A 20,959-nucleotide genomic window follows, 5' to 3' on the forward strand; every position below is an offset into this window, starting at 1 on the left:
TGTGCACGCCCGGTGCATCACATGCGGAACACGCCAAAGCGTGTCTCCTCGATGGGCGCATTCAGGCTCGCGCTCAGGCTCAGAAACAGCGTATCGCGGGTTTTGCGCGGGTCGATGATCCCGTCGTCCCACAGCCGCGCCGTGGCATAAAGCGGATGCGACTGCTCCTCGAACATATCAATCGTGGGCTGTTTGAAGGCAGCCTCTTCCGCGTCCGACCACGCCCCGCCGCCGCGCTCGATCGCGTCGCGTTTCACGGTGGCAAGCACCCCCGCCGCCTGCGGCCCGCCCATGACGCTGATCCGCGAATTCGGCCATGTCCACATGAAGCGCGGGCTGTAAGCCCTTCCAGCCATACCATAATTTCCCGCGCCAAATGATCCGCCGACCAGCATCGTGATCTTGGGGACATTGGTGCAGGCCACCGCCGTGACCATCTTGGCCCCGTGGCGCGCAATGCCCTCGTTCTCGTATTTGCGCCCGACCATGAAGCCGGTGATGTTTTGCAGGAATAACAGAGGGATGCCGCGCTGCGAGCAGAGCTCGACAAAATGCGCGCCCTTCTGCGCGGCCTCCGAAAACAGCACGCCATTGTTGGCCACGATCCCGATGGGACAGCCCTTGAGATGGGCGAACCCGGTCACCAGCGTCTCGCCAAAGCGCGGCTTGAACTCGTCAAAGCGCGAGCCATCCACCACCCGCGCGATCACCTCGCGAATGTCGTAGGGCGTGCGCAAATCGCCGGGCACGACGCCCAGAATTTCCTCCGGATCATAAGCGGGTTCTTCGGGGCTATCCCATTGAACCGTCGTGGGTTTTGCGCGGTTCAGATGCCCCACCGCGCGCCGCGCCAGCGCGAGCGCATGTGCGTCATCTTCGGCCAGATAATCGGCCACGCCCGACAGCCGCGTGTGCACATCGCCGCCGCCCAGATCCTCGGCGCTCACGACCTCACCGGTCGCCGCCTTGACCAGGGGCGGCCCGGCGAGAAAGATCGTGCCCTGCTCCTTCACGATGATCGTCACATCGCTCATCGCGGGCACATAGGCGCCGCCCGCCGTGCACGACCCCATCACCACCGCGATCTGCGGGATGCCCTTGGCGCTCATCCGCGCCTGATTATAGAAAATCCGGCCAAAATGGTCGCGGTCGGGGAAAACCTCGTCCTGATTGGGCAGGTTCGCACCGCCCGAATCCACCAGATAGATGCAGGGAAGGTGATTTTCCTCGGCGATCTCCTGCGCTCTTAGGTGTTTCTTAACGGTCATGGGGTAATACGTTCCTCCCTTGACCGTCGCATCGTTGCACACAACCATGACGTCCTGGCCCTGCACCTGCCCGATGCCCGCAATCACGCCGGCCGCAGGCGCCGCGCCATCGTAGAGACCGTGTGCCGCCAGCGCGCCGACCTCCAGAAACGGCGATCCGGGGTCAAGTAGGTTCGCCACCCGCTCACGCGGCAGCATCTTGCCCCGGCTCACGTGCCGCTCACGCGATTTCTCCCCGCCGCCAAGGCTCGCGGCCTCCGCCGCCTGCGCAATCTGCGCCAGTGCCTCCAGATGGGCGGCACGGTTGGCCTTGAACTGCTCGGATGAGGGGAGCGCCTGTGACTGCAGTTTCATGTGTTAGCCTCGCTTTCACCCGCCGCGCGGGCCTTCAATTCTCGGCGGATCACCTTGCCCGTGACGGTCATCGGCAGCGCCTCCAGAAACTCTATTTCCCTTGGATAGGAATAGCTTGCCAGCCGATCCTGAACCCATTTCTTAAGGGCATCACCGTCCACATCGGCGCCCGGTTTGCGCACCACATAGGCCTTGACCACCTCTGTCCTCAGGGCATCCGGCTTGCCCACCACGCCACAGGTGGCCACGGCGGGATGGGTCAGCAGGCAATCCTCGATCTCCGCCGGGCCGATGCGGTAGCCGGCCGACGTAATCACATCGTCCTCGCGCCCGACAAACCGCAGAAAGCCTTCGTCCCAGCGGCCGCGATCCCCGGTCAGCATCCAGTCGCCGCGGAACTTTTCGGCGGTCTCTTCGGGTCGGTTCCAATAGCCCAGCATCATCGATCCGGCACCGCGCCGCACGGCGATGTCGCCCTCGCCGTCGGCGCTGGGGTCCAGCACCTTGATCTCGAACCCCGGCACGGGTTTGCCGATGCAACCCGCGCGCGCCGGGTACGCCGCCGCACAGCTGGATGCGATCATATTACACTCTGTCTGACCATAGAACTCATTGATTTCCAGACCAAAAGCATGGCGCCCCCACGCCAGCATCTCCGCGCCCAAGGGCTCCCCCCGCTCGCGACCGAGCGCAGATCGGGAATCTGCGCCTCCGCCGCCTTGAGCATGCGCAGCGCGGTGGGCGGAAAGAACACGTTGCGAATTTTATGGCGTGCGATCAGCGCCTTGCATTTTTGCGGGTCAAATTTTGGCATCCTTGCGGCGACCACCGGCACGCCTAGCGCCAGCGCGGGCATCGCCACGTCAAACAGCCCGCCGATCCACGCCCAATCCGCCGGAGTCCACAGGCAATCGCCCTCGTGCCCCAGCCCGCCGTGGCTCATCGCGACGCCGGGCAAATGGCCGGTCAGCATCCGGTGGCCATGCAGCGCGCCCTTGGGGCTGCCTGTGGTCCCGGAGGTATAGATAAGTACCGCCGGATCCTCCGGCCCGGTGTCGGCAAACGGCACCGCGTTGCCCTCGACACCACAGTGCGCGGCCGCCTTCGGCTCCGCGAGATCCCCCACAAGATCCGCGCCCTCGGCATCCGTTAATACCAGCCGCACGCCCGCATCGCCGATCCGGCTCGCCAGCGCGTCATGCTTGAAGAGTTTGAACAAAGGCACTGAAATCGCACCAATTTTCCAGATTGCCAGATGCGCGGCCAAGCACCACGACGATTGGCTCAGCAGCACACCGATCCGATCTCCGGCAGAGGTCCGCGCCAACAACGCGCGTGCGATGCCATCGACGTCGCGGCGCAGGGCGTCGCGGCTCACCCGCTCCGCCCCGTCAATGACCGCAAGCGCAGTCCCATCGCCCGCCAGACACTGGCGCGCCATGTTGAGCCGGTCGGGAATGTCCCACGCGCCGTCCTGCGTCAGACCCGGCAGCGGTCCCATCTCAACGCGCCCACAGGCGCAACGCCAGCGCCTGCCGGGCGGTCTGCCGCATCAGACAGTCCAGCGCCGCGGGGCCCGCACCCGTCCCGCCGCCCCATTGCGATGCCGCATAGGCGCAGGCCGCGTCGCGAAAGCCGATCCAGCGGCGCTGCATCTCGCGCAGCGCGCCTGCCTGTCGCGGGATATTGGCCGTGCGGGCTGACATGGCGTCCAGTTCCGCGTCGTATTCAACCGCCTGGCTCAGCGTCGCCTGATAGTGATCATTCAAAAGCCTGTCCCAGAAATCACGTTCCCGATCAAGGCAATAGCCTGTCCCGACTGTCGATCCACCCGCAGGCGTGGCGATGCACATATCCGCCGATCTGCCCACACAGGCGAGCTGTGCGGCGTATCCGTTGGCCCGGTTCAGGCAGACTTCGGTCGCGGTATCGGCATAGGGCGGCTCCTGCGCGGCGGCTGTGCCCGCCACGCACACAAGCGCCAGCACCAGCCTCATCACGCCATGGCTCCCATCATCTCCCGTCCGACCAGCATGCGGCGGATCTCGGACGTGCCCGCCCCGATTTCCATCAGCTTGGCATCGCGGAAGATCCGGCTGACGGGGCTGTCGGACAAAAATCCCGCCCCACCCATGGCCTGCACCGCCTGATGCGCCTGCACCATCGCCTGCTCGGACGCATAAAGGCAGCAGGCCGCCGCATCCGCGCGCGTGACCTCGCCGCGGTCGCACGCCTTTGCGACCTCATACACGTAAGCGCGGGCCGAGTTCATCGCCGTATACATATCCGCCATTTTGCCCTGCATCAGTTGGAACGATCCCACGGGCTGCCCGAACTGCTTGCGCTCGGCCATATAGGGCATGATCTCGTCCAGACAGGCGGCCATGATCCCCAGTCCGATGCCCGCCAGAACGACCCGCTCGTAGTCCAGCCCCGACATCAGCACGGCCACGCCGCGCCCCTCTTCGCCCAGCACGTTCTCGAACGGCACTTCGCAATCGTCGAAAATCAGCTCTGCCGTATTCGATCCGCGCATCCCCAGCTTGTCAAAATGCGCGCTCGTGGAGAACCCAACCATCGATTTTTCGATCAGAAAGGCGGTGATCCCCTTGCTGCCCGCGTCCTTGTCGGTCTTGGCATAAACCACCAGCGTTTCGGCATCACAGCCGTTGGTGATCCAGTATTTATTGCCGTTCAGACGGTAGTGATCGTTGCGCTTCTCCGCGCTCAGCTTCATCGATACCACGTCCGACCCGGCGGAGGTCTCGCTCATCGCCAGCGCGCCGACGTGTTCGCCCGAACACAGCTTGGGCAGGTATTTCGCGCGTTGCGCGTCTGTGCCGTTCAGGCTGATCTGGTTGACGCACAGGTTGGAATGCGCGCCGTAGGATAGCGAGACGGAGGCCGACGCCCGCGCGACCTCTTCCACCGCAACCGTATGCGCCAGATAGCCCATGCCGGTGCCGCCCCATTGCTCATCGACGGTCATGCCCAGCAGGCCCATCTCCCCCATCTCGGTCCACAGATCGGCGGGAAAGAGGTTCTCCTTGTCGATGTCCTGCGCCATCGGGCGCACGCGCTCCTGCGCCCAGCGGTGGATACCCTCGCGCAGGGCATTCACATCCTCACCCAGATCAAACTTCATGGTGGCGTTGAACATGCCCTACCCTCCCCGGCGACGTTTATTGAACACTTGTTCATTACTTGCAGTTTTTCCCCGATCCGTCAAGCGGTGCGGGAACCGATGGCACAGCCAATGGTTGACCTGCGACATCTCAACACAGGAGACGCCGAATGTCCGATACCCTCAAGGAAGAATTCTATGACCGCCTCGAAGAGGCCCGCGCCGGGATGCTGTCGGCCAACGGGGCGCCCGCCGTGCCGATGAGCCACTACGCCGATGACGACGGCGGCCCGATCTGGTTCATCACCGCCAAGGGAACCGACCTCGCCAAATCAGCGCAGACCAGCGTGCCCGCGCAGTACCAGCTCGCCAGCGCGGGCGAAGGGCTCTACGCCCGCGTCGACGGATCACTCGTCTGCGTCGAAGATCCCGCGCAGCTCGACCGTCTGTGGAACGCCATCGCGGCCGCGTGGTTCGAGGGTGGCAAGCAGGATCCGGACGTTCAGTTGATGCGCTTTGACCCGCGCGAGGCCGAAGTCTGGACGACGGGCGGCACCGCGCAATTCCTCTATGAGGTGGCGAAATCACACCTGACGGACGAAAAGCCCGACATGGGACGCCACGGCACGATCACGTTCTAGAGGCCGACTGCGGACCACACCGGTGCGGCAGGCGCGCGCGAAAACCTGTCGTGCGCGTCTGCGCACCTCTGGATCACGCGCCGTCTGCCGCTACCGCACCCGATTGATAGAGAGCGCCGATCTCTTCGCGGATGATGCGCGCGATCAGAGCGCAATCGTCCAGAGTGAACGTCAGCGGCACCCGCATGTCCACGATGCCCGACAGCACCCGGTCGCTGTCGGGCATCGCCGGCGCGTCGACGTAGCGCCAGCTGTCATAGCGGCTGGTAAAGCCCACCGGCTCCGCCCCGCCGAACCATTTCAGCTCCACCCCGCGCGCGAGGCAACGGGCGAGTGCTTCTTGCACCGCCGCGCCGTCCCACCCGTCCAGCATGAATTGGATGGATGAGCCTACAATGCTCTCCGCCTCGGGACGGTCGATCACCCGCAGGCCGGGGATGTCGCGCAGGCCAGCCTCCAGCGCAAAATACCGCTCGTTCCAGCGCGCCACCTGACGGGCCAGATCCGCCAGCTGCGGACGCAGGATCGCCGCCCGCAGATTGTCCATCCGACCCGAAATGTTGGGCGTCTCGTAGCGGATCGTCTCGAACGCTTCTTTCGGCGGGCCCGCGCGGTGGCGCTCATATAGCATATAGCTGCCCGAATACATGATCGCCCGCGCCGCCACGTCGGCGTCGTCGGTGATGAACAGCCCACCTTCGCCTGAATTGATATGCTTGTAGGTCTGGCACGAATAGCATCCCACGGTCCCCCAGGTGCCCGAAGGCTTGCCGTTCCACGCGGCCCCCATCGTATGCGCGCAATCTTCGATCACGGTGATGCCTGCGGCGTCACAGATCGCCATCAACCGCTCCATATCGCAGATATGCCCGCGCATATGGCTCAGCAGCAGCACCCGCGCCTGATGCGCCTTGGCAGCCAGATCGTCGAGGTCAATGACCAGCTGATCGGTCACCCCCACGAACACGGGCACGGCCCCCACGGCGGCCACGGCACCCGGCACCGGCGCCAGCGTGAAGGCGTTGGTCAGCACCCGGTCGCCCGGCTTCACCCCCACGGCCCGCAGCGCGGTGGCCATGGCGTAACCACCGGAAGCGACGGCGAGGCAGTATTTCGCCCCCACCGACGCCGCGAATTCCTGCTCCAGCAGGACGGTCTGCGCCGTCTCCCCCGGCGCGGTGTTATAGCGGTGCAGCCGCCCGTGGCGCATGACCTCGACCGCTGCCGCGATGCCCGCCTCGGGGATCGGTTCCTGCTGGGTGAAGCTGCCCTTGAAGACCTCCGCCATCAGTCCGGCGCCCCGATCAGATCGCGCACAAGCGCGGGCAGATCCGCGTAGTCGGCCAGCAACGCCTCAGGCTCCAGCGCCGCCATATCCTCGCCCGAGGGGCCGAAGGTGACCAGTACCGACGGCACGCCTGCGCGGCGGGACGTGTTGCGGTCGGTGTCGCTGTCGCCGACCAGCAGGCAGGCTTCCGGGTCGCCGCCCGCGCGGCGCACTGTCTCGCGCAGGTGCTCGGGGTCGGGCTTGCGCACGTCAAGGCTGTCGGCGCCCAGCATCGCGTCAAACGCGTCGAGCACGCCCAGCCGCGTCAGTAGCTCGCGCGCCAGCCCTTCGGGTTTGTTGGTGCAGATCGCCACGGCATAGCCCGCCCCCTTGAGCGCCTGCACCGCCGCCATGGCGCCGTCGTAGAGCACCGTGTGACGGTCGATGTCGCGGGCGTAGTGCGCCAACAGCTTGGGGTACATCGCGTCGATTTCGGCATCGTCCTCGGCGCGCTCCAGCCGCGCCATGCCCAGCCGCAGCATCGCCCGCCCGCCGCGCAGGGCCGTGCCCGCGTCGCCCCCCGGATCTAGAAGGGCGCCGTGGCCCGCCTCGATAAAGCACGCATTTGCGGCGGCGATCAGATCGCCGCTGGTGTCGGCCAGCGTGCCGTCGAGATCAAAGACTACCGTTTTCATGCCCGCCCCTTGTGCCATTTCCCGCGCAGCTTTGCGCAAACATGTTGCAACCCGCAACCCGAATTGATCCCGCGCGGGCCGGGGCGCCCTTGTGTCACGCCCGCCTTGCTTTAAACATGCCGAAAAACAAGACGAGCGGTGGACACATGACGACAAGCCTTATCATTCTGGCGGCGGGCAAGGGCACGCGGATGAATTCCGAGCTGCCCAAGGTGCTGCACCCGATCGCGGGTGAGCCGATGCTGATCCACGCCATCACCGCCGGGGAGACGCTGGACCCCGCCCGCACGGTCGTCGTCGCGGGCCACGGCGCCGAGGCCGTCACTGCCGCCGTGCACGCCCATGACGCGACCGCAAAAGTCGTCGTGCAGGAGGAACAGCTGGGCACAGCGCACGCGGTCGCACAGGCGCGCGCGGCGCTTGAGGGTGTGGGCGGTACGGCGATCGTGCTTTACGGCGACACACCCTTTGTCAGCGCCGAGACGCTCGCACGGCTCACGCAGGCCGCGCGCGATCACGACGTGGCCGTTCTGGGGTTCGAGGCTGCCGATCCCGGCCGCTACGGCCGTCTGGTGATGGCGGGCGATACACTGGAGCGGATCGTCGAATACAAGGACGCCACCGAGGCCGAGCGCGCCATTACCCTGTGCAACAGCGGCGTGATCGCCTGCGACGCGGCGCTGCTGTTCGATCTGATCGACGCGGTAGGCAACGACAATGCCTCCGGTGAATACTACCTCACGGATATCATCGGGCTGGCCCGCGCGCGCGGGCTCACCGCCACCGCCGTCACCTGCGACGAGGCCGAGACGCTCGGCGTGAACTCCCGCGCGCAACTGGCCGAGGCCGAGGCCGCCTTTCAGGCCCGCGCCCGCGCCGCCCTGCTGGAGGACGGCGTGACCCTGCAAGCGCCCGATACGGTGTTTCTGGCCCGCGACACGGTCATCGGGCGCGATGCCCATGTCGAGCCGCATGTGGTCTTTGGCCCCGGCGTGACGGTTGAATCCGGTGCCACGATCCGCGCGTTCAGCCATCTTGAGGGCTGCCACGTCAGCCGCGGCGCCACCGTCGGCCCCTACGCCCGCCTGCGCCCCGGCGCGGAACTGGCCGAGAACACCCGCGTCGGCAACTTTGTCGAGATCAAGAATGCCACCGTCGCCGAGGGCGCCAAGGTCAATCACCTGAGCTATATCGGCGATGCCTTTGTGGGTGCGCGCGCCAATATCGGGGCGGGCACGATCACCTGCAACTACGACGGGGTGATGAAACACCACACCCACATAGGCGCGGATGCCTTTATCGGGTCGAACACGATGCTCGTGGCCCCGGTGCACGTGGGTGCCGGCGCGATGACCGGTTCGGGCTCGGTCATCACTTCGGACGTCGAGGATGACGCGCTGGCGCTGGCCCGGGCGCCACAGGTGGAAAAACCGGGCATGGCCCGCAAACTGATGGATATGCTGCGCGCCAAGAAAGCCCGCAGCCAGAGGAGCAGCTGATATGTGTGGCATCGTCGGAGTCCTTGGCAATCACGAGGCAGCCCCCATTCTGGTCGAGGCGCTCAAGCGGCTCGAATACCGCGGGTACGACAGCGCGGGCATCGCCACCGTCAACGGTGGCACGCTCGACCGCCGCCGCGCGGTGGGCAAGCTGGTCAACCTTGGCGATCTACTGGTGCACCAGCCGCTGGCGGGCAAATCCGGCATCGGCCACACCCGCTGGGCCACCCACGGGGAGCCCAACGAGGCCAACGCGCACCCGCACCGCTCCGGCCCCGTGGCGGTCGTGCACAACGGCATCATCGAGAATTTTCGCGAATTGCGCGCGGAGCTGGCCGAGCATGGGCTGACCCCGCAGACCGACACGGACACCGAAACCGTTGCCATGCTGACCGAGATGTTCATGCGCGCGGGCGCCACGCCCACCGATGCCGCGATCCAGACCCTTGGCAAGCTGCACGGCGCCTTTGCCCTCGCCTTCCTCTTTGACGGCGAAGAGGACCTGATGATCGCCGCCCGCCGCGGCTCTCCTCTGGCGATAGGCTATGGCGAGGGCGAGATGTTCGTGGGCTCGGACGCCATCGCACTGTCGCCGCTGACCGACCGCATCAGCTATCTCGACGAGGGCGATTACGCCGTCATCACCCGTGCGGGTGCGCAGGTCTTTGACGCCGAGGGCAACAAAGTCGCCCGCGAGATCCGCAAGATCGAGATTTCCGCCACCCGCATCGACAAGGGGGGGCACAAACACTTCATGGCCAAGGAAATCGCCGAGCAGCCCACGGTAATTGCCGACGCACTGTCGCATTACCTGAGTGCCGGGGGAGAGATCCGCCTGCCCGATCCGCAGGTGGATTTTGCGCAGGTTGAGCGGATCACCATGGTCGCCTGCGGCACCGCCTTTCTGGCGTGCCTGACGGCAAAATACTGGTTCGAACAGATCGCGCGCCTGCCGGTCGAGGTCGATGTCGCCTCCGAATTCCGCTACCGCGAGCCGCCGGTGCCGGCCAAATCGCTCGCGCTGTTTGTCTCCCAATCGGGCGAAACCGCCGATACGCTGGCCGCGCTGCGCTACATGGCCGGGAAAGCCGACAGGATCGCGTCGGTCGTCAACGTGCCGGAATCGTCAATCGCGCGGGAAAGCGATCTTGTGCTGCCGATCCATGCAGGCGTCGAAATCGGCGTCGCCTCGACCAAGGCGTTCACCTGTCAGCTCACCGTGCTGTTCCTGCTGGCAATCAAGGCGGCGAGCGACCGGGGCACCCTGACCGACGAGGCGCGCGCCGATCACCTGTCGCAACTGCGCCGCCTGCCCGCGTTGATCGCCGAGGCACTGGACCAGAACGTCGCCATCCGCGAGACCGCGCGCAAGCTGGCAAATGCCCGCGACGTGCTGTTTCTGGGGCGCGGCCCACTTTATCCGCTGGCCCATGAGGGCGCGCTGAAACTCAAGGAAATCAGCTATATCCACGCCGAAGCCTACGCCTCGGGCGAGTTGAAACACGGCCCCATCGCGCTGGTCGATGAGGACGTGCCCGTGGTCGTCATGGCCCCGCGCGATACGCTCTTCGACAAGACGGTGAGCAACATGCAGGAAGTCATGGCCCGCAAGGGCAAGGTCATCCTGATCTCTGACCGCGAGGGGCTGGCCGAGGCCGCCAACGGCACATGGGACACGATCACCATGCCCGATGTGTCGGATGCGGTGGCGCCGATCCTCTACGCGATCCCGGCGCAGCTATTGGCCTATCACACGGCGGTGGCCAAGGGCACGGATGTGGACCAGCCCCGCAACCTCGCCAAATCGGTGACGGTGGAATAATGGCCACGCAATTTGACGCCATCGCCCCCGCGCACCAAAAGTTCATCGAGGCGCAGCACCTGTTCTTCTGCGCCACCGCGGCGCAGGACGGGCGCGTGAATCTGTCGCCCAAGGGGATGGACAGCCTGCGCGTGATGGGCCCCAACCGCATCGTCTGGCGCAACCTCACCGGATCGGGCAACGAGACGGCGGCGCATCTGGCAAAGGTCAACCGGATCACCCTGATGTGGTGCGGGTTCGAGGCGCAGCCGATGATCATGCGCGCCTACGGCAGCGCGCGCACCCTGCACGCGGATCACGCGGAATTTGCCGCGCTCGACGCGATGTTCCCGCCCTCCCCCGGCGCGCGGCAGATCTACGATGTGGCCGTGGACATGCTGCAAACCAGCTGCGGCTACGCCGTACCGATGTTTGAGCACGTCAAGGAACGCCCGATCCTGCGCGACTGGGCCGAGGCGAAAGGCCCGGACGGCATCGCCACCTATTGGACCGAGCGCAACCAGACCTCCATCGACGGGATGCCCACCGGCACGCCGACCCGCGATGCATGAGCCGTTCCTCGCAGCACTCGAAGCGCTGGCCGATCCGGCGCGCGCCGAGGGTATGCGCGCCTATCACAAGGCCGACCGCCCCTATCTGGGCCTGCGCAATCCGCAGATCGACGAGCTGACCCGGGAATGGCGCGCGCAGCTGGACCTGCCGCAGCGTGTGGCGCTGGCGGATGCCCTCTGGCAAACCGACATCTACGAGGCGCGGCTGGCGGCGGCCAAGCTGCTGACGCAGGCGCGTCTGCGCCCCGATGATGCCGGCGCGTGGCGGTTGATCGCCTCCTGGACCCCGGATTTTGACAGCTGGGCCATCGCCGATCACGCCTGCATGGCCGGGCAAAAACGTCTGGTGGCCGATCCCGCGCGTCTGGATGAGGTCGAGGCTTGGACGCAGTCGGATCACCTGTGGACCCGGCGTGCGGCGCTGGTCATCACCCTGCCCTGGACCAAACAGAACCACCCCAAACCGGCGGAGATCGCCGCGCGCGACCGTATCCTCGGCTGGGCCGCAGGCTATGTCCCCGATCACCAGTGGTTCATCCAGAAGGCCATCGCATGGTGGCTGCGCGAGCTGTCCAAACACGACGCCGACCGCGTGCGCGCCTTCGTCGACACCCATGGCGGTGCGATGAAACCCTTTGCCGCGAAAGAGGCGATGCGCCATCTGCGCGACTAGCCCGTGCGCCCGGACGGGAAGAACCTCCAACGCGACGTCGTGCGCTAGCCCTCCAGCGTGACCTCGACCTCAGTCAGATCGGTCAGCGACGCCTCGATCAGCCGCATCGCGGGCAGCGACATCCGGCTGCCGCCCGTCGCAGGCCCATCAATCGGGATCAGCGTCACGGCAGAGGATTTGCCGTTGGCCTTGTTGGTCACACGGCCCTTTGTCTCGGTCTTGACCAGTGGGGTTTTCAGCCAGAAACCCGGCTCCGTCGGGCTGCCAAGGCTTGCGACCGTGGTGCCCAGCAGTTTTGACGTCTCCTCGGGCGCCGCAGGCGCTGCCGCCGCCGCGCGCTGCGCCGCACTCGTGGTATCAAGCGCCTCTTGCGTCTTGGCGGCCGGTGGCGGCGGCGGGGCCGCGGTCAGCTCCGGGTCCGGGGCGACCTCGGCCACCTCTTGGGCACTTACCTCCGCCTCGGGCGGCGGTGCGGTCACGGTATCTTCGGGCTGGAACAGGCCGATATTGCCACAGGCCGACAGCAACAGCGCCATGCCCATCACCGGAACGGTCGGGGAAATCATAAAACGAGTCATGCGGTGTAGCCTACTCTGCCCCTCAAGTCGCATCAATGACCCTTAAATCGTGCTTGCTCCGGTTTTCGCCGGGGTCTACCACTGAGACATGAAAACCCCCCTGATCGATCCCTTCGCCCGCGCGATCACGTACCTGCGCGTCTCCGTCACGGACCGCTGCGATTTCCGCTGCGTCTATTGCATGTCCGAGAACATGACCTTCCTGCCCAAGCGCGAATTGCTGACGCTGGAAGAGCTGGACCGTATGTGCTCAACCTTCATCGGGCTGGGCGTGGAAAAGCTGCGCATCACCGGCGGGGAGCCGCTGGTCCGTCGCGGGATCATGCAGTTTTTCGAGGGGATGAGCCGCCATCTGGACGCAGGCACGCTCAAGGAGCTGACGCTGACCACGAACGGCAGCCAGCTGGAGAAATACGCAAGCCAGCTCTATGCCGCAGGCGTGCGGCGGGTGAACGTGTCACTCGACACGCTGGACGAGGCGAAATTTGCGCAAGTCACCCGCTGGGGCCGCCTACCGCAGGTCCTGCGCGGGATTGACGCGGCGCAGGCGGCGGGGTTGCGGGTGAAACTCAACGCGGTGGCGCTCAAGGGTTTTAACGAACCCGAACTGCCCGCCATCACCGAATGGTGCGCCGCGCGTGACGTCGATCTGACGTGGATCGAGGTCATGCCGATGGGCGACATCGGCAACGAGGATCGGCTCGATCAATACTGGTCGCTCAAGGACGTGCGCGCGCAATACGCGCAGCACTACACCGTGACCGATCTGGCGGAGCGTACCGGTGGCCCCGCGCGCTACGTGCGGCTTGAAGAGACGGGGCAAAGGATCGGCTTCATCACCCCGCTGAGCCATAATTTCTGCGAAAGCTGCAACCGCGTGCGCCTCACCTGCACCGGAGAGATCTACCTGTGCCTCGGTCAGGAGGACAGCGCCGATCTGCGCGCCCCGCTGCGCGCGCATCCCGATGACGACGGCCCGCTGGAGGACGCCATTCGCGCGGCCATCAACCTCAAGCCGCGCGGCCATGATTTCGACTATTCCCGCCAGACCCCCGGCGGCCAGATGCCCCGCCACATGAGCCACACCGGCGGCTGAGGCCATGCGCACACCGCTCGCCTATCGCGCCTACGTCGGGCTGACCGCCCTTGCCGTGCCCTTTGCCGCGTGGGTCGTCACGCGCAAGCTGCGCCGCGCGGGCCTGCCCACCCACCGCGCGCACGAACCGCTGGGCCACGCGACCGTGCCGCGCGAGGATGGGCCACTCATCTGGTTTCATGCGGCGTCGGTCGGGGAAAGCCTGTCCGTGCTCGCGCTCATCACCCGCATGGGCGTGGCCTTGCCCGCCGCGCATTTCCTCATCACCTCCGGCACGCCCACCTCGGCCAAACTGATCGCGCAGCGCATGCCGTCGCGCTGTGTGCACCAATTCGCGCCGATCGACGCGCCCGGACCGCTCAAACGCTTCCTCAAACACTGGCGCCCCGACGCGGCGCTATTCGTCGAATCCGAGATGTGGCCGCAGATGCTGCGCCGCACCCGCGCGCGCGGGGCGCGCATGGCGCTGGTCAACGCGCGCCTGTCGGAGCGGTCGGTTGCCGCCTGGGCCAAACGCCCCCGGCTCGCCGCCTATATCCTTGACGTGTTCGATCTGATCCTGACGCAGAACGACGCCATGGCGCAGGCGATGGTGCGGATGCACGCGCCGGTGCCGCGTGTCGCGCGGGGCCAAAACCTCAAGGGGTTCGCAGGCCCCCTGCCCACCGACGCGGACACGCAGTTCGAGGCACGCGCGGCCCTTGGCGCGCGGCCCATCTGGGTCGCCGCCTCCACCCATCCCGGTGAGGAGGAGATCGTGCTGGCCGCCCACCAGCGCCTGCGCGCAACCTACCCCGACGCCCATCTGATCCTCGTGCCCCGCCACCCCGAGCGCGGGCAGGAGGTGGTGCAACGCATCGCCGACACCTGCCTGCCCTTCACCCGCCGCACCCGCGGCGAGGCACCCGGCGGCGCGGTCTATCTGGCCGATACGCTGGGGGAGCTGGGCGATTGGTTTGCGCTGACGGAGACGGTGTTTCTGGGCGGCTCGCTCAAACCCATCGGCGGGCACAACCCTTTCGAAGTCGCGCAATCCGGCGCCACGGTGCTGTCTGGCAACCACGTGAGCGCATTCGCCGAAACCTACGCCGCGATGGAGGCGGCGGGCGCCGCGCGGCTTGTCAGCGGGGCCGAAGATCTGGCCACGCGTATCGCCGCCCTCTGGGCCGATGATGCGGCCCGTGCGCGGGCCGTCGCGGCGGCCAAGGGATTTGCCGAAGCCGAGACCGGCAAGCTCGACACCATCGCCGCGCGGCTCATCAAGGTATTGGAGCTGGACCGTGACTGACCCCGCCCGGATCGAGGTGATCGCCCCCAACTTCAAACGCCGCCTGTCGGGGGTAACGGCCACCGTGGTGCGGCTGGTGCCGGTGCAAGCGCGTGAGATCGGGATCGTCGCCACCGGCCCGGTGATCCCGCCGCATGTGCCGCAAATCCCGCTGCGCGCGCTCTTGACCCTGCCGCGCCGGACCCCTCGCGTCTGGCACGCCCGGCGCAACGTCGAGATGATCGGCGGTCTGGCGCTGAAACACCTGCTGCGCAAGGATCTGCGGCTGATTTTCACCTCCGCGTCGCAACGCAAGCAGACGGGCCTGACCCGCTGGCTCATCCGGCGGATGCAGGCGGTCGTCGCCACCTCGGACAAGACCGCCGCCTATCTTGACGTGCCTGCCACGGTCATCCTGCACGGCATCGACACAGACGGATTTACCCCCGCGCCCGACCGCGCCGCCCTACGCGCCCGTATGGGCGTGCCTGTGGAGGGCCCGCTGATTGGCTGCTACGGGCGCATCCGCGCGCAGAAAGGCACAGATGCCTATGTCGACGCGATGATCGCCGCCCTGCCCGGTCATCCGGGCGCCACCGCACTGGTGATGGGCCGCGCCGTCGACAAGGACCGCGCGTTCCTTGGGGATCTCAAGGCGCGCGTGGCCCAAGCGGGGCTGAGTGACCGCATCCTGTTCAAGCCCGAAGTGCCCACCGAAGCGATGGCCGATTGGTACGCCGCCCTTGATCTTTATGTCGCGCCGCAGCGCTGGGAGGGCTTTGGCCTCACCCCGATCGAGGCCATGGCCACCGGCTGCCCCGTGGTCGCCACGCGCGTCGGCGCGTTCGATCAGATCGTGACCGAAGACACCGGCCTGCTGGTCCCGCCGGGCGACATCCCTGCGCTGACCAACGCTATCGGCGACGCGCTCAGCGACAAACCCCGTCTCACCGCTTGGCGCACCGCAGCCCGCGACCGGGCGCTCACCGATTTCTCGATTGAACGCGAGGCGCGCGCGCTGATCACCCTCTACCGGGAGCTTCTCAGCCGATAGGCATGCGCTGCTCGGCGATGCCCGCCCACCAGCTGCACCCCGCCGGGATCGCCTCATCGTTGAAGTTATAGAGCGGGTGGTGCACATTCGCCGTGTCGCCGTTGCCCACCAGAATATAAGCGCCCGGCCGCGCTTCGAGCATAAAGGCGAAATCCTCTCCGCCCATGACCAGCGGCGCCTCGGCGCAGTCCCCCGCCACGCTGCGCGCCACATCGGCGGCGAATTCCGTCTGCTCGGGGTGGTTGACCATGGGCGGATAGTTGCGCTCGTACGCAACCTTGGCCGTGGCGCCCATGGCGCTGGCGATACCGGTGCAGATCTCATTCACCCGCTTGTCGGCCAGATCGCGCAGTTCGGTCGTCATGGTGCGCACGGTGCCCTTCAGATTTACCCGCTGCGGGATCACGTTATAGGCGTTCGACGACGTCTCGAACGAGGTGATCGAGACCACGATATCGCCAATCGGATCGGCATTGCGCGACACGATGGTCTGCAGCGCCAGCACGATCTGGCTGGCGATCACCGTAGGGTCAATCGTCTCATTGGGTTTGGCCGCGTGACCGCCCCGGCCCTCGATCTCGATATCCAAAAGATCCGTCGCGGCAAAGAACGGCCCCGGACGGATCGCAAAACTGCCCGTGGGCATGCCCGGCCAGTTATGCATGCCGTAGACTTCCTGAATACCCCAACGGTCCATCATGCCATCGTCGCACATGACCTTGCCGCCGCCGCCGCCCTCTTCGGCGGGCTGAAAGATCACCACGACGGTGCCGTCGAAATTCCGCGTTTCGGCAAGGTATTGCGCCGCCCCCAACAGCATCGCGGTATGCCCGTCGTGCCCACAGGCGTGCATCGCGCCCTCGGTCTTGGAGGCATACTCAAGCCCCGTCGCCTCCGTCATCGGCAGCGCGTCCATGTCCGCGCGCAGCCCCACAACCTTGCCGGACCCCGTCTCGCGTCCCTTGATGACGCCCACGACGCCGGTGCGCCCGATGCCCTCGACCACCTCGTCACATCCAAAGGCCCGCAGCTTTTCGGCGACGGTGGCGGCGGTGCGGTGCACCTCGAACAGGATTTCGGGGTGTTCGTGCAGATCGCGACGCCAGGCGGTGATGTCGGTGTGCAATTCGGCAAATCGGTTCTTGACGGGCATGCGGGAGGGCTCCTGTGATTGGTCTGCGCGCACTCTACCCCAGCCTGTAGCCGCGTGCCAGCGGTTGCCGAAAACGTGTCAACCGTCCAGGGGCAGCCGCCGCTCCACCAGTTCGGCGAACCACGAACAGCCCGCCGGAATCGCGTCGTCGTTGAAGTTGTACTGCGGGTGGTGCACCATCGGCCCTTCCCCGTTGCCCAGCATGATATAGGCGCCGGGCCGCTCTTGCAGCATGTAGGAGAAGTCCTCCCCGGCCATGATCGGGGGCGTATCGCGGTCCACACCGGGCGCCACGATCTCTGCCGCATCGGCGGCATGATCGGTATAGCCCTTGTGGTTCACGGTCACCGGATAGCCCCGTTCGTACTCAATCGCGACGGTGCAGCCATAGGCAGCGGCGGTATGGGTGACGAGAGCCTCCAGCCGCTCCTGCGCCAGATCGCGCACCCCTGCGTCCAGCGTGCGCACCGTGCCGCGCAGCAGCACTGTCTGAGGGATCACGTTATGCGCGTCATTGTCCGAGCGGATTACGCAGGTCGACACCACCACCTGTTGCAACGGATCGACGCTGCGGCTGGCGATGGATTGCAAGGCCACAAGGCAATGCGCGGCGGCCAGATTGGGATCGACGGCGTCATGCGGGGCTGCCGCATGGCCGCCCTTGCCGGTGACGATGACGTCGAACTGATCGGCGGCGGCCAGCAGGGCCCCTTCGCGGATCGCAAACTGCCCCACCGGATATTCAGGCGCGTTGTGCAGCCCGTAAACCTCCTCGATTCCGAACCGCTCCATCAGCCCTTCGTCGCACATCACGCGGCCGCCGCCGCCGCCCTCCTCGGCGGGCTGAAAGATCAGCACGACCCGGCCAACAAAATTGCGCGTCTCGGCCAGATACTGCGCCGCTCCCAGCAGCATCGCGGTATGCCCGTCGTGCCCGCAGGCGTGCATCTTGCCGGGATGGGTCGAGGCATAGTCAAGCCCGGTCGCCTCCGTGATCGGCAGCGCATCCATATCGGCGCGCAGCCCGATGGTGCGCCCCGACCTGCGGCCCTCGATCACGGCGACGATGCCGGTCCGGGCCATGCCGGTGGTGATATCGGTGATGCCGAACTCCCGCAGCTTGCCCTCGACAAAGGCGCTCGTCTTGGGCAGGTCGAAATCGAGCTCGGGGATGGTATGCAGGTGGCGCCGCCAGGCGGTGATATCGGCGTGGCGATCGGCAAAGCTATTCTTGATCGGCATAGGTACCCTTGTTAGACATCCGGCCCCAGGATCATCGGGGATCCATCGGTAAACCGGTCAAATCGAAACCTTGTCAGATCGTGACCCGGATCGCGCCCCGCGGCAAGATCCGCAAGGATCCGGCCCATCGCCGGGCCGATGCCAAAGCCATGCCCGCTCATCCCCGTGCCGATGATCAGTCCCGGGATCGGCGCGTGATCGACAACCGGCACGACATCCGGCATGGCATCGATCATACCCGCCCAGGTCTTGCTGAACGTCACGGGTCCAAGCCCGGGAAACAGCGCCTCGAACCGCCGCTTGAGCTCCGCCATCCGGCGCGGGCTGGGGCGTGGATCAAGGATTCGCATGCGTTCAAAGGGCGTTACCGCATCCGCCTGCCAGCGCCGCGCAGTCCCCCATGCATCCGGGTAGCCGCGCGGGGCGGCAGGCCGCAGCTTGACAAAGAACGGATCGGCCCGCAGCTGCGGGATATAGTGGCGCAAGGACCGGACCGCGTCGGGCCCCACGTACAGATCCGGCCCGAACCCCGGCGCGAGCGTATATCCCCCGTCGGCCCGGCGGCGAAATGCCACACCGGGGGCAGAGCCCGCAGGCGCGCCAACATCCCCCATCGGCGCCGTCGCAGCCACCTGGCTGCGCACCGACAGCTGCGGCAGGGGCACTCCGTGATTGCGCAAAAACAGCGCCGACCACGCGCCGCCGGCAAGCACAACGCGCGGCGCTTTCACCCGCCCGCGCTCGGTGACGACACCGTGGACGGCCCCACCCACGAGATCCAGACAGCGCACCGCACAGCGCTCAACGATCGCGACGCCCTCGCGCGCGGCAATCTCGGCCAAGGCCGGCACGGCCACCCAAGGCTCCGCGCGCAAATCGGACGGCGTGTAAAGCGCGCCCAAAGGCCGCTCCGCCATTCCGGGATAGAGCTTCTCCACTTCCGCCCCGCTCAACAGACGGCTGTCGAGCCCGTGTTCCGCCGCGTGCGGCAGCCACGCCTCATAGCGTGCCATCGCGGCGGCGTCATATCCCAGATAGGTCACGCCCGCCCGGCGCAACCCAATGTCGGCGTTCGTCTCACGCGCCAGCGCCTGCCAAAGCTTCTGCGCCTCCTGCACAATCGGGATCTCCGCCGGATCGCGCCCCTGTTGGCGGATCCATCCCCAGTTGCGACTCGATTGCTCTGCGGCAACGCGTCCCTTTTCCAGTACCACCACCCGCGCGCCGCCCCGCGCGGCAAAAAGCGCGGTACAAATGCCGATCACCCCGCCCCCGATCACGACCAGATCGGCCTCGGGCGGCAATGCTGCCCCGGCATAGGTCGCATCGCTCAGATCAAAGGGAAACGCGCCGCTCACCGCTTACCCCACTCCGCAAGCGAGGCGCGCCCATGCCTCATTGTGCCAGAAATACGCACATCCCCCGCGCGCCACACGCATGCCGTCCCCGGTCGGGCGCCTTACAGACAAAGCCGCTCCACCAGCCGCTGCATGAACGCGTGGCCCGCATTGAATTGCGCCACCTCGATGAACTCATTGGGCTGATGCGCCTGGGCAATATCGCCGGGGCCGCAGACGACCGCGGAATACCCCGCCTCCTGGAATTGGCCCGCCTCGGTGCCGTAGCTGACCTTGTGGCTGGCGTTGTCACCGGTGATCTGCCGCACGAGGGTTTCCGCCTCACCCTCCTCTTCGGGTTGCAGCGCGGGCACGTCGAACCGGGTGGAGACCTCGATCCGCGTGTCGGCCACCACTTCCTGCATCTGCGCCTCCACTTCCCGCACGGCCTCGAGATAAGAGGCCCCCCAGGCCTCCTTGTCCTCGCCGGGCACGACGCGGAAATCCATGGCAAAGCGGCACTCCTTGGCGGTGATGTTATGCGCCGTGCCGCCGGTGATCTGACCCACGTGGCAGGTGGTGAAGGGCGGGTCGAACATCGCCGCCAGATCCGTCGGCTTTGCGGTGAAATTCTCGGTATTGCGCGCATTGGCCCATTCGATCAGCTTGGCGCCCGCCATGATCGCGTTCACGCCGGTGTGCATGATCGAGCTGTGCACTTCAAATCCCACGACACGGGTGTCGAACCCCACGCCGCCCTTGTGCCCCGTCACGGCCTGCAACATCGACGGCTCGCCGACGATCACCGCCGATCCCTTGGGCACCACACCCTGCATCGCCGCGATCATCGGCGGCGCGCCGGTGCATCCGATCTCCTCGTCAAAGCTGAAGGCGATCTGCAACGGACGTTTGACGCCCGCGTGATGCGCCTCCACCAGCGCCCAGAGCGCCAGCGCGTCAAAGCCTTTCATGTCGCAGGTGCCGCGCCCGTAGTACCGCCCGTCACGCTCGACCACGGTAAACGGATCGCTGTCCCACGGCTGCCCGTCGACGGGGACCACATCCGTATGGCCGGACAAGACCACCGCGCCCTCCACCTCGGGGCCCACATGGGCAAAAATCGCGTGTTTGGGCTGATCCGGGTCGATGTAGCGGTGCGAAGCGATGCCGTGACTGTCGAGGTAATCAGCCACCCAATCGACCAGCGGAATGTTGGTATCGCGCGAAACCGTGGGGAAGCTGATCAGCTTTTCCATCAGGGCAAGCGGGCTGAGACGGTCTGTCATGGTTGGAAATCCTGTCGCGGTCAGTTGCCGCCGTTGTCCGATTTTTCGAAAA

The 20,959-nt window shown here is 66.3% G+C and carries 19 protein-coding genes and 1 pseudogene; 8 read left to right on the plus strand and 12 right to left on the minus strand.

Annotated features, from left to right (window positions below; translation table 11 throughout):
- Window positions 1-17: 17 nt before the first annotated feature.
- From KDD17_RS08375 to KDD17_RS08390, 5 genes and pseudogenes are all read right to left on the minus strand, one after another.
- The gene (locus tag KDD17_RS08375; RefSeq protein WP_212703266.1) at window positions 18-1,622 is read right to left on the minus strand and encodes a carboxyl transferase domain-containing protein; all 1,605 of its coding nucleotides are present in this window, start codon (window positions 1,620-1,622) and stop codon (window positions 18-20) included.
- Entirely contained in the window at window positions 1,619-2,065 is a 447-nt protein-coding gene (locus KDD17_RS19230) for an AMP-binding enzyme (protein ID WP_431358150.1), read from the minus strand. The genes KDD17_RS08375 and KDD17_RS19230 overlap by 4 nt, the downstream gene beginning before the upstream one ends.
- 42 nt (window positions 2,066-2,107) lie before the next feature.
- Window positions 2,108-3,123: pseudogene (locus KDD17_RS08380) on the minus strand (AMP-binding protein); the annotation flags it as partial.
- A gap of 1 nt (window position 3,124) precedes the next feature.
- A complete protein-coding gene (locus KDD17_RS08385; protein WP_254796949.1) occupies window positions 3,125-3,619 on the minus strand; it encodes a lysozyme inhibitor LprI family protein in 495 nt (164 codons plus the stop codon).
- A complete protein-coding gene (locus tag KDD17_RS08390) occupies window positions 3,619-4,782 on the minus strand; it encodes an acyl-CoA dehydrogenase family protein (protein WP_212703268.1) in 1,164 nt (387 codons plus the stop codon). Before KDD17_RS08390 ends, KDD17_RS08385 begins: the two co-directional genes overlap by 1 nt.
- A gap of 134 nt (window positions 4,783-4,916) precedes the next feature.
- Here KDD17_RS08390 and KDD17_RS08395 point away from each other — a divergent pair, with 134 nt between their 5' ends.
- A complete protein-coding gene (locus KDD17_RS08395; protein ID WP_212703269.1) occupies window positions 4,917-5,387 on the plus strand; it encodes a pyridoxamine 5'-phosphate oxidase family protein in 471 nt (156 codons plus the stop codon).
- Between the two features lie 73 nt (window positions 5,388-5,460).
- Here KDD17_RS08395 and KDD17_RS08400 read toward each other — a convergent pair whose 3' ends face one another.
- A complete protein-coding gene (locus tag KDD17_RS08400) occupies window positions 5,461-6,675 on the minus strand; it encodes a DegT/DnrJ/EryC1/StrS family aminotransferase (protein WP_212703270.1) in 1,215 nt (404 codons plus the stop codon).
- Window positions 6,675-7,349 (minus strand): HAD-IA family hydrolase, encoded by a 675-nt coding sequence (locus KDD17_RS08405; RefSeq protein WP_212703271.1) that lies wholly within the window; start codon window positions 7,347-7,349, stop codon window positions 6,675-6,677. The genes KDD17_RS08400 and KDD17_RS08405 overlap by 1 nt, the downstream gene beginning before the upstream one ends.
- Window positions 7,350-7,495: 146 nt before the next feature.
- Between KDD17_RS08405 and glmU the strand changes: the two genes are divergently transcribed.
- From glmU to KDD17_RS08425, 4 genes are read left to right on the plus strand one after another with little or no spacing between them, the layout of a single operon-like run.
- On the plus strand, window positions 7,496-8,848 hold the full coding sequence (gene glmU / locus KDD17_RS08410; protein ID WP_212703272.1) for a bifunctional UDP-N-acetylglucosamine diphosphorylase/glucosamine-1-phosphate N-acetyltransferase GlmU: 1,353 nt from the start codon (window positions 7,496-7,498) through the stop codon (window positions 8,846-8,848).
- A 1-nt stretch (window position 8,849) separates the two neighbouring features.
- On the plus strand, window positions 8,850-10,670 hold the full coding sequence (glmS, locus tag KDD17_RS08415) for a glutamine--fructose-6-phosphate transaminase (isomerizing) (RefSeq protein ID WP_212703273.1): 1,821 nt from the start codon (window positions 8,850-8,852) through the stop codon (window positions 10,668-10,670).
- Complete coding sequence (locus KDD17_RS08420; protein WP_212703274.1) at window positions 10,670-11,221, plus strand: pyridoxamine 5'-phosphate oxidase family protein; 552 nt, start codon at window positions 10,670-10,672, stop codon at window positions 11,219-11,221. The genes glmS and KDD17_RS08420 overlap by 1 nt, the downstream gene beginning before the upstream one ends.
- Window positions 11,214-11,894, plus strand: a complete 681-nt coding sequence (locus KDD17_RS08425) for a DNA alkylation repair protein (protein ID WP_212703275.1) — start codon at window positions 11,214-11,216, stop codon at window positions 11,892-11,894. The genes KDD17_RS08420 and KDD17_RS08425 overlap by 8 nt, the downstream gene beginning before the upstream one ends.
- Window positions 11,895-11,938: 44 nt before the next feature.
- Here the strand turns inward: KDD17_RS08425 and KDD17_RS08430 are convergent, their stop codons facing one another.
- Window positions 11,939-12,472, minus strand: coding sequence for a hypothetical protein (locus tag KDD17_RS08430; RefSeq protein ID WP_254796749.1), 534 nt, complete (start codon window positions 12,470-12,472; stop codon window positions 11,939-11,941).
- An 88-nt stretch (window positions 12,473-12,560) separates the two neighbouring features.
- On the opposite strand from KDD17_RS08430, the gene moaA reads away from it, so the two are divergent.
- From moaA to KDD17_RS08445, 3 genes are read left to right on the plus strand one after another with little or no spacing between them, the layout of a single operon-like run.
- Window positions 12,561-13,568 carry a GTP 3',8-cyclase MoaA gene (moaA, locus tag KDD17_RS08435; protein WP_212703276.1) on the plus strand — a complete coding sequence of 336 codons (1,008 nt, stop codon included), beginning with the start codon at window positions 12,561-12,563 and terminating at the stop codon, window positions 13,566-13,568.
- Between the two features lie 4 nt (window positions 13,569-13,572).
- Complete coding sequence (locus KDD17_RS08440; protein WP_212703277.1) at window positions 13,573-14,856, plus strand: 3-deoxy-D-manno-octulosonic acid transferase; 1,284 nt, start codon at window positions 13,573-13,575, stop codon at window positions 14,854-14,856.
- Window positions 14,849-15,889, plus strand: a complete 1,041-nt coding sequence (locus tag KDD17_RS08445; protein ID WP_254796750.1) for a glycosyltransferase family 4 protein — start codon at window positions 14,849-14,851, stop codon at window positions 15,887-15,889. Before KDD17_RS08440 ends, KDD17_RS08445 begins: the two co-directional genes overlap by 8 nt.
- Here KDD17_RS08445 and KDD17_RS08450 read toward each other — a convergent pair.
- From KDD17_RS08450 to argE, 4 genes are all read right to left on the minus strand, one after another.
- Window positions 15,879-17,042, minus strand: a complete 1,164-nt coding sequence (locus tag KDD17_RS08450) for a M20 aminoacylase family protein (protein WP_212703278.1) — start codon at window positions 17,040-17,042, stop codon at window positions 15,879-15,881. The genes KDD17_RS08445 and KDD17_RS08450 overlap by 11 nt on opposite strands.
- Before the next feature lie 78 nt (window positions 17,043-17,120).
- Window positions 17,121-18,284 carry a M20 aminoacylase family protein gene (locus KDD17_RS08455; protein ID WP_212703279.1) on the minus strand — a complete coding sequence of 388 codons (1,164 nt, stop codon included), beginning with the start codon at window positions 18,282-18,284 and terminating at the stop codon, window positions 17,121-17,123.
- An 11-nt stretch (window positions 18,285-18,295) separates the two neighbouring features.
- Window positions 18,296-19,642 carry an NAD(P)/FAD-dependent oxidoreductase gene (locus KDD17_RS08460; protein ID WP_254796751.1) on the minus strand — a complete coding sequence of 449 codons (1,347 nt, stop codon included), beginning with the start codon at window positions 19,640-19,642 and terminating at the stop codon, window positions 18,296-18,298.
- Window positions 19,643-19,743: 101 nt separating this feature from the next.
- Window positions 19,744-20,907, minus strand: a complete 1,164-nt coding sequence (gene argE / locus KDD17_RS08465; protein WP_212703280.1) for an acetylornithine deacetylase — start codon at window positions 20,905-20,907, stop codon at window positions 19,744-19,746.
- Window positions 20,908-20,959: the final 52 nt, after the last annotated feature.

This window comes from Sulfitobacter albidus (assembly GCF_018200035.1).
GTDB lineage: Bacteria > Pseudomonadota > Alphaproteobacteria > Rhodobacterales > Rhodobacteraceae > Sulfitobacter > Sulfitobacter albidus.

What these genes read in the sequence shown, in the direction of transcription:
- KDD17_RS08375 (WP_212703266.1), bottom strand. Translation starts at nt 1,622, where the DNA reads ATGAAACTGCAGTCACAGGCGCTCCCCTCATCCGAGCAGTTCAAGGCC.
- KDD17_RS19230 (WP_431358150.1), bottom strand. Translation starts at nt 2,065, where the DNA reads ATGATGCTGGGCTATTGGAACCGACCCGAAGAGACCGCCGAAAAGTTC.
- KDD17_RS08385 (WP_254796949.1), bottom strand. Translation starts at nt 3,619, where the DNA reads ATGAGGCTGGTGCTGGCGCTTGTGTGCGTGGCGGGCACAGCCGCCGCG.
- KDD17_RS08390 (WP_212703268.1), bottom strand. Translation starts at nt 4,782, where the DNA reads ATGTTCAACGCCACCATGAAGTTTGATCTGGGTGAGGATGTGAATGCC.
- KDD17_RS08395 (WP_212703269.1), top strand. Translation starts at nt 4,917, where the DNA reads ATGTCCGATACCCTCAAGGAAGAATTCTATGACCGCCTCGAAGAGGCC.
- KDD17_RS08400 (WP_212703270.1), bottom strand. Translation starts at nt 6,675, where the DNA reads ATGGCGGAGGTCTTCAAGGGCAGCTTCACCCAGCAGGAACCGATCCCC.
- KDD17_RS08405 (WP_212703271.1), bottom strand. Translation starts at nt 7,349, where the DNA reads ATGAAAACGGTAGTCTTTGATCTCGACGGCACGCTGGCCGACACCAGC.
- glmU (WP_212703272.1), top strand. Translation starts at nt 7,496, where the DNA reads ATGACGACAAGCCTTATCATTCTGGCGGCGGGCAAGGGCACGCGGATG.
- glmS (WP_212703273.1), top strand. Translation starts at nt 8,850, where the DNA reads ATGTGTGGCATCGTCGGAGTCCTTGGCAATCACGAGGCAGCCCCCATT.
- KDD17_RS08420 (WP_212703274.1), top strand. Translation starts at nt 10,670, where the DNA reads ATGGCCACGCAATTTGACGCCATCGCCCCCGCGCACCAAAAGTTCATC.
- KDD17_RS08425 (WP_212703275.1), top strand. Translation starts at nt 11,214, where the DNA reads ATGCATGAGCCGTTCCTCGCAGCACTCGAAGCGCTGGCCGATCCGGCG.
- KDD17_RS08430 (WP_254796749.1), bottom strand. Translation starts at nt 12,472, where the DNA reads ATGACTCGTTTTATGATTTCCCCGACCGTTCCGGTGATGGGCATGGCG.
- moaA (WP_212703276.1), top strand. Translation starts at nt 12,561, where the DNA reads ATGAAAACCCCCCTGATCGATCCCTTCGCCCGCGCGATCACGTACCTG.
- KDD17_RS08440 (WP_212703277.1), top strand. Translation starts at nt 13,573, where the DNA reads ATGCGCACACCGCTCGCCTATCGCGCCTACGTCGGGCTGACCGCCCTT.
- KDD17_RS08450 (WP_212703278.1), bottom strand. Translation starts at nt 17,042, where the DNA reads ATGCCCGTCAAGAACCGATTTGCCGAATTGCACACCGACATCACCGCC.
- KDD17_RS08455 (WP_212703279.1), bottom strand. Translation starts at nt 18,284, where the DNA reads ATGCCGATCAAGAATAGCTTTGCCGATCGCCACGCCGATATCACCGCC.
- argE (WP_212703280.1), bottom strand. Translation starts at nt 20,907, where the DNA reads ATGACAGACCGTCTCAGCCCGCTTGCCCTGATGGAAAAGCTGATCAGC.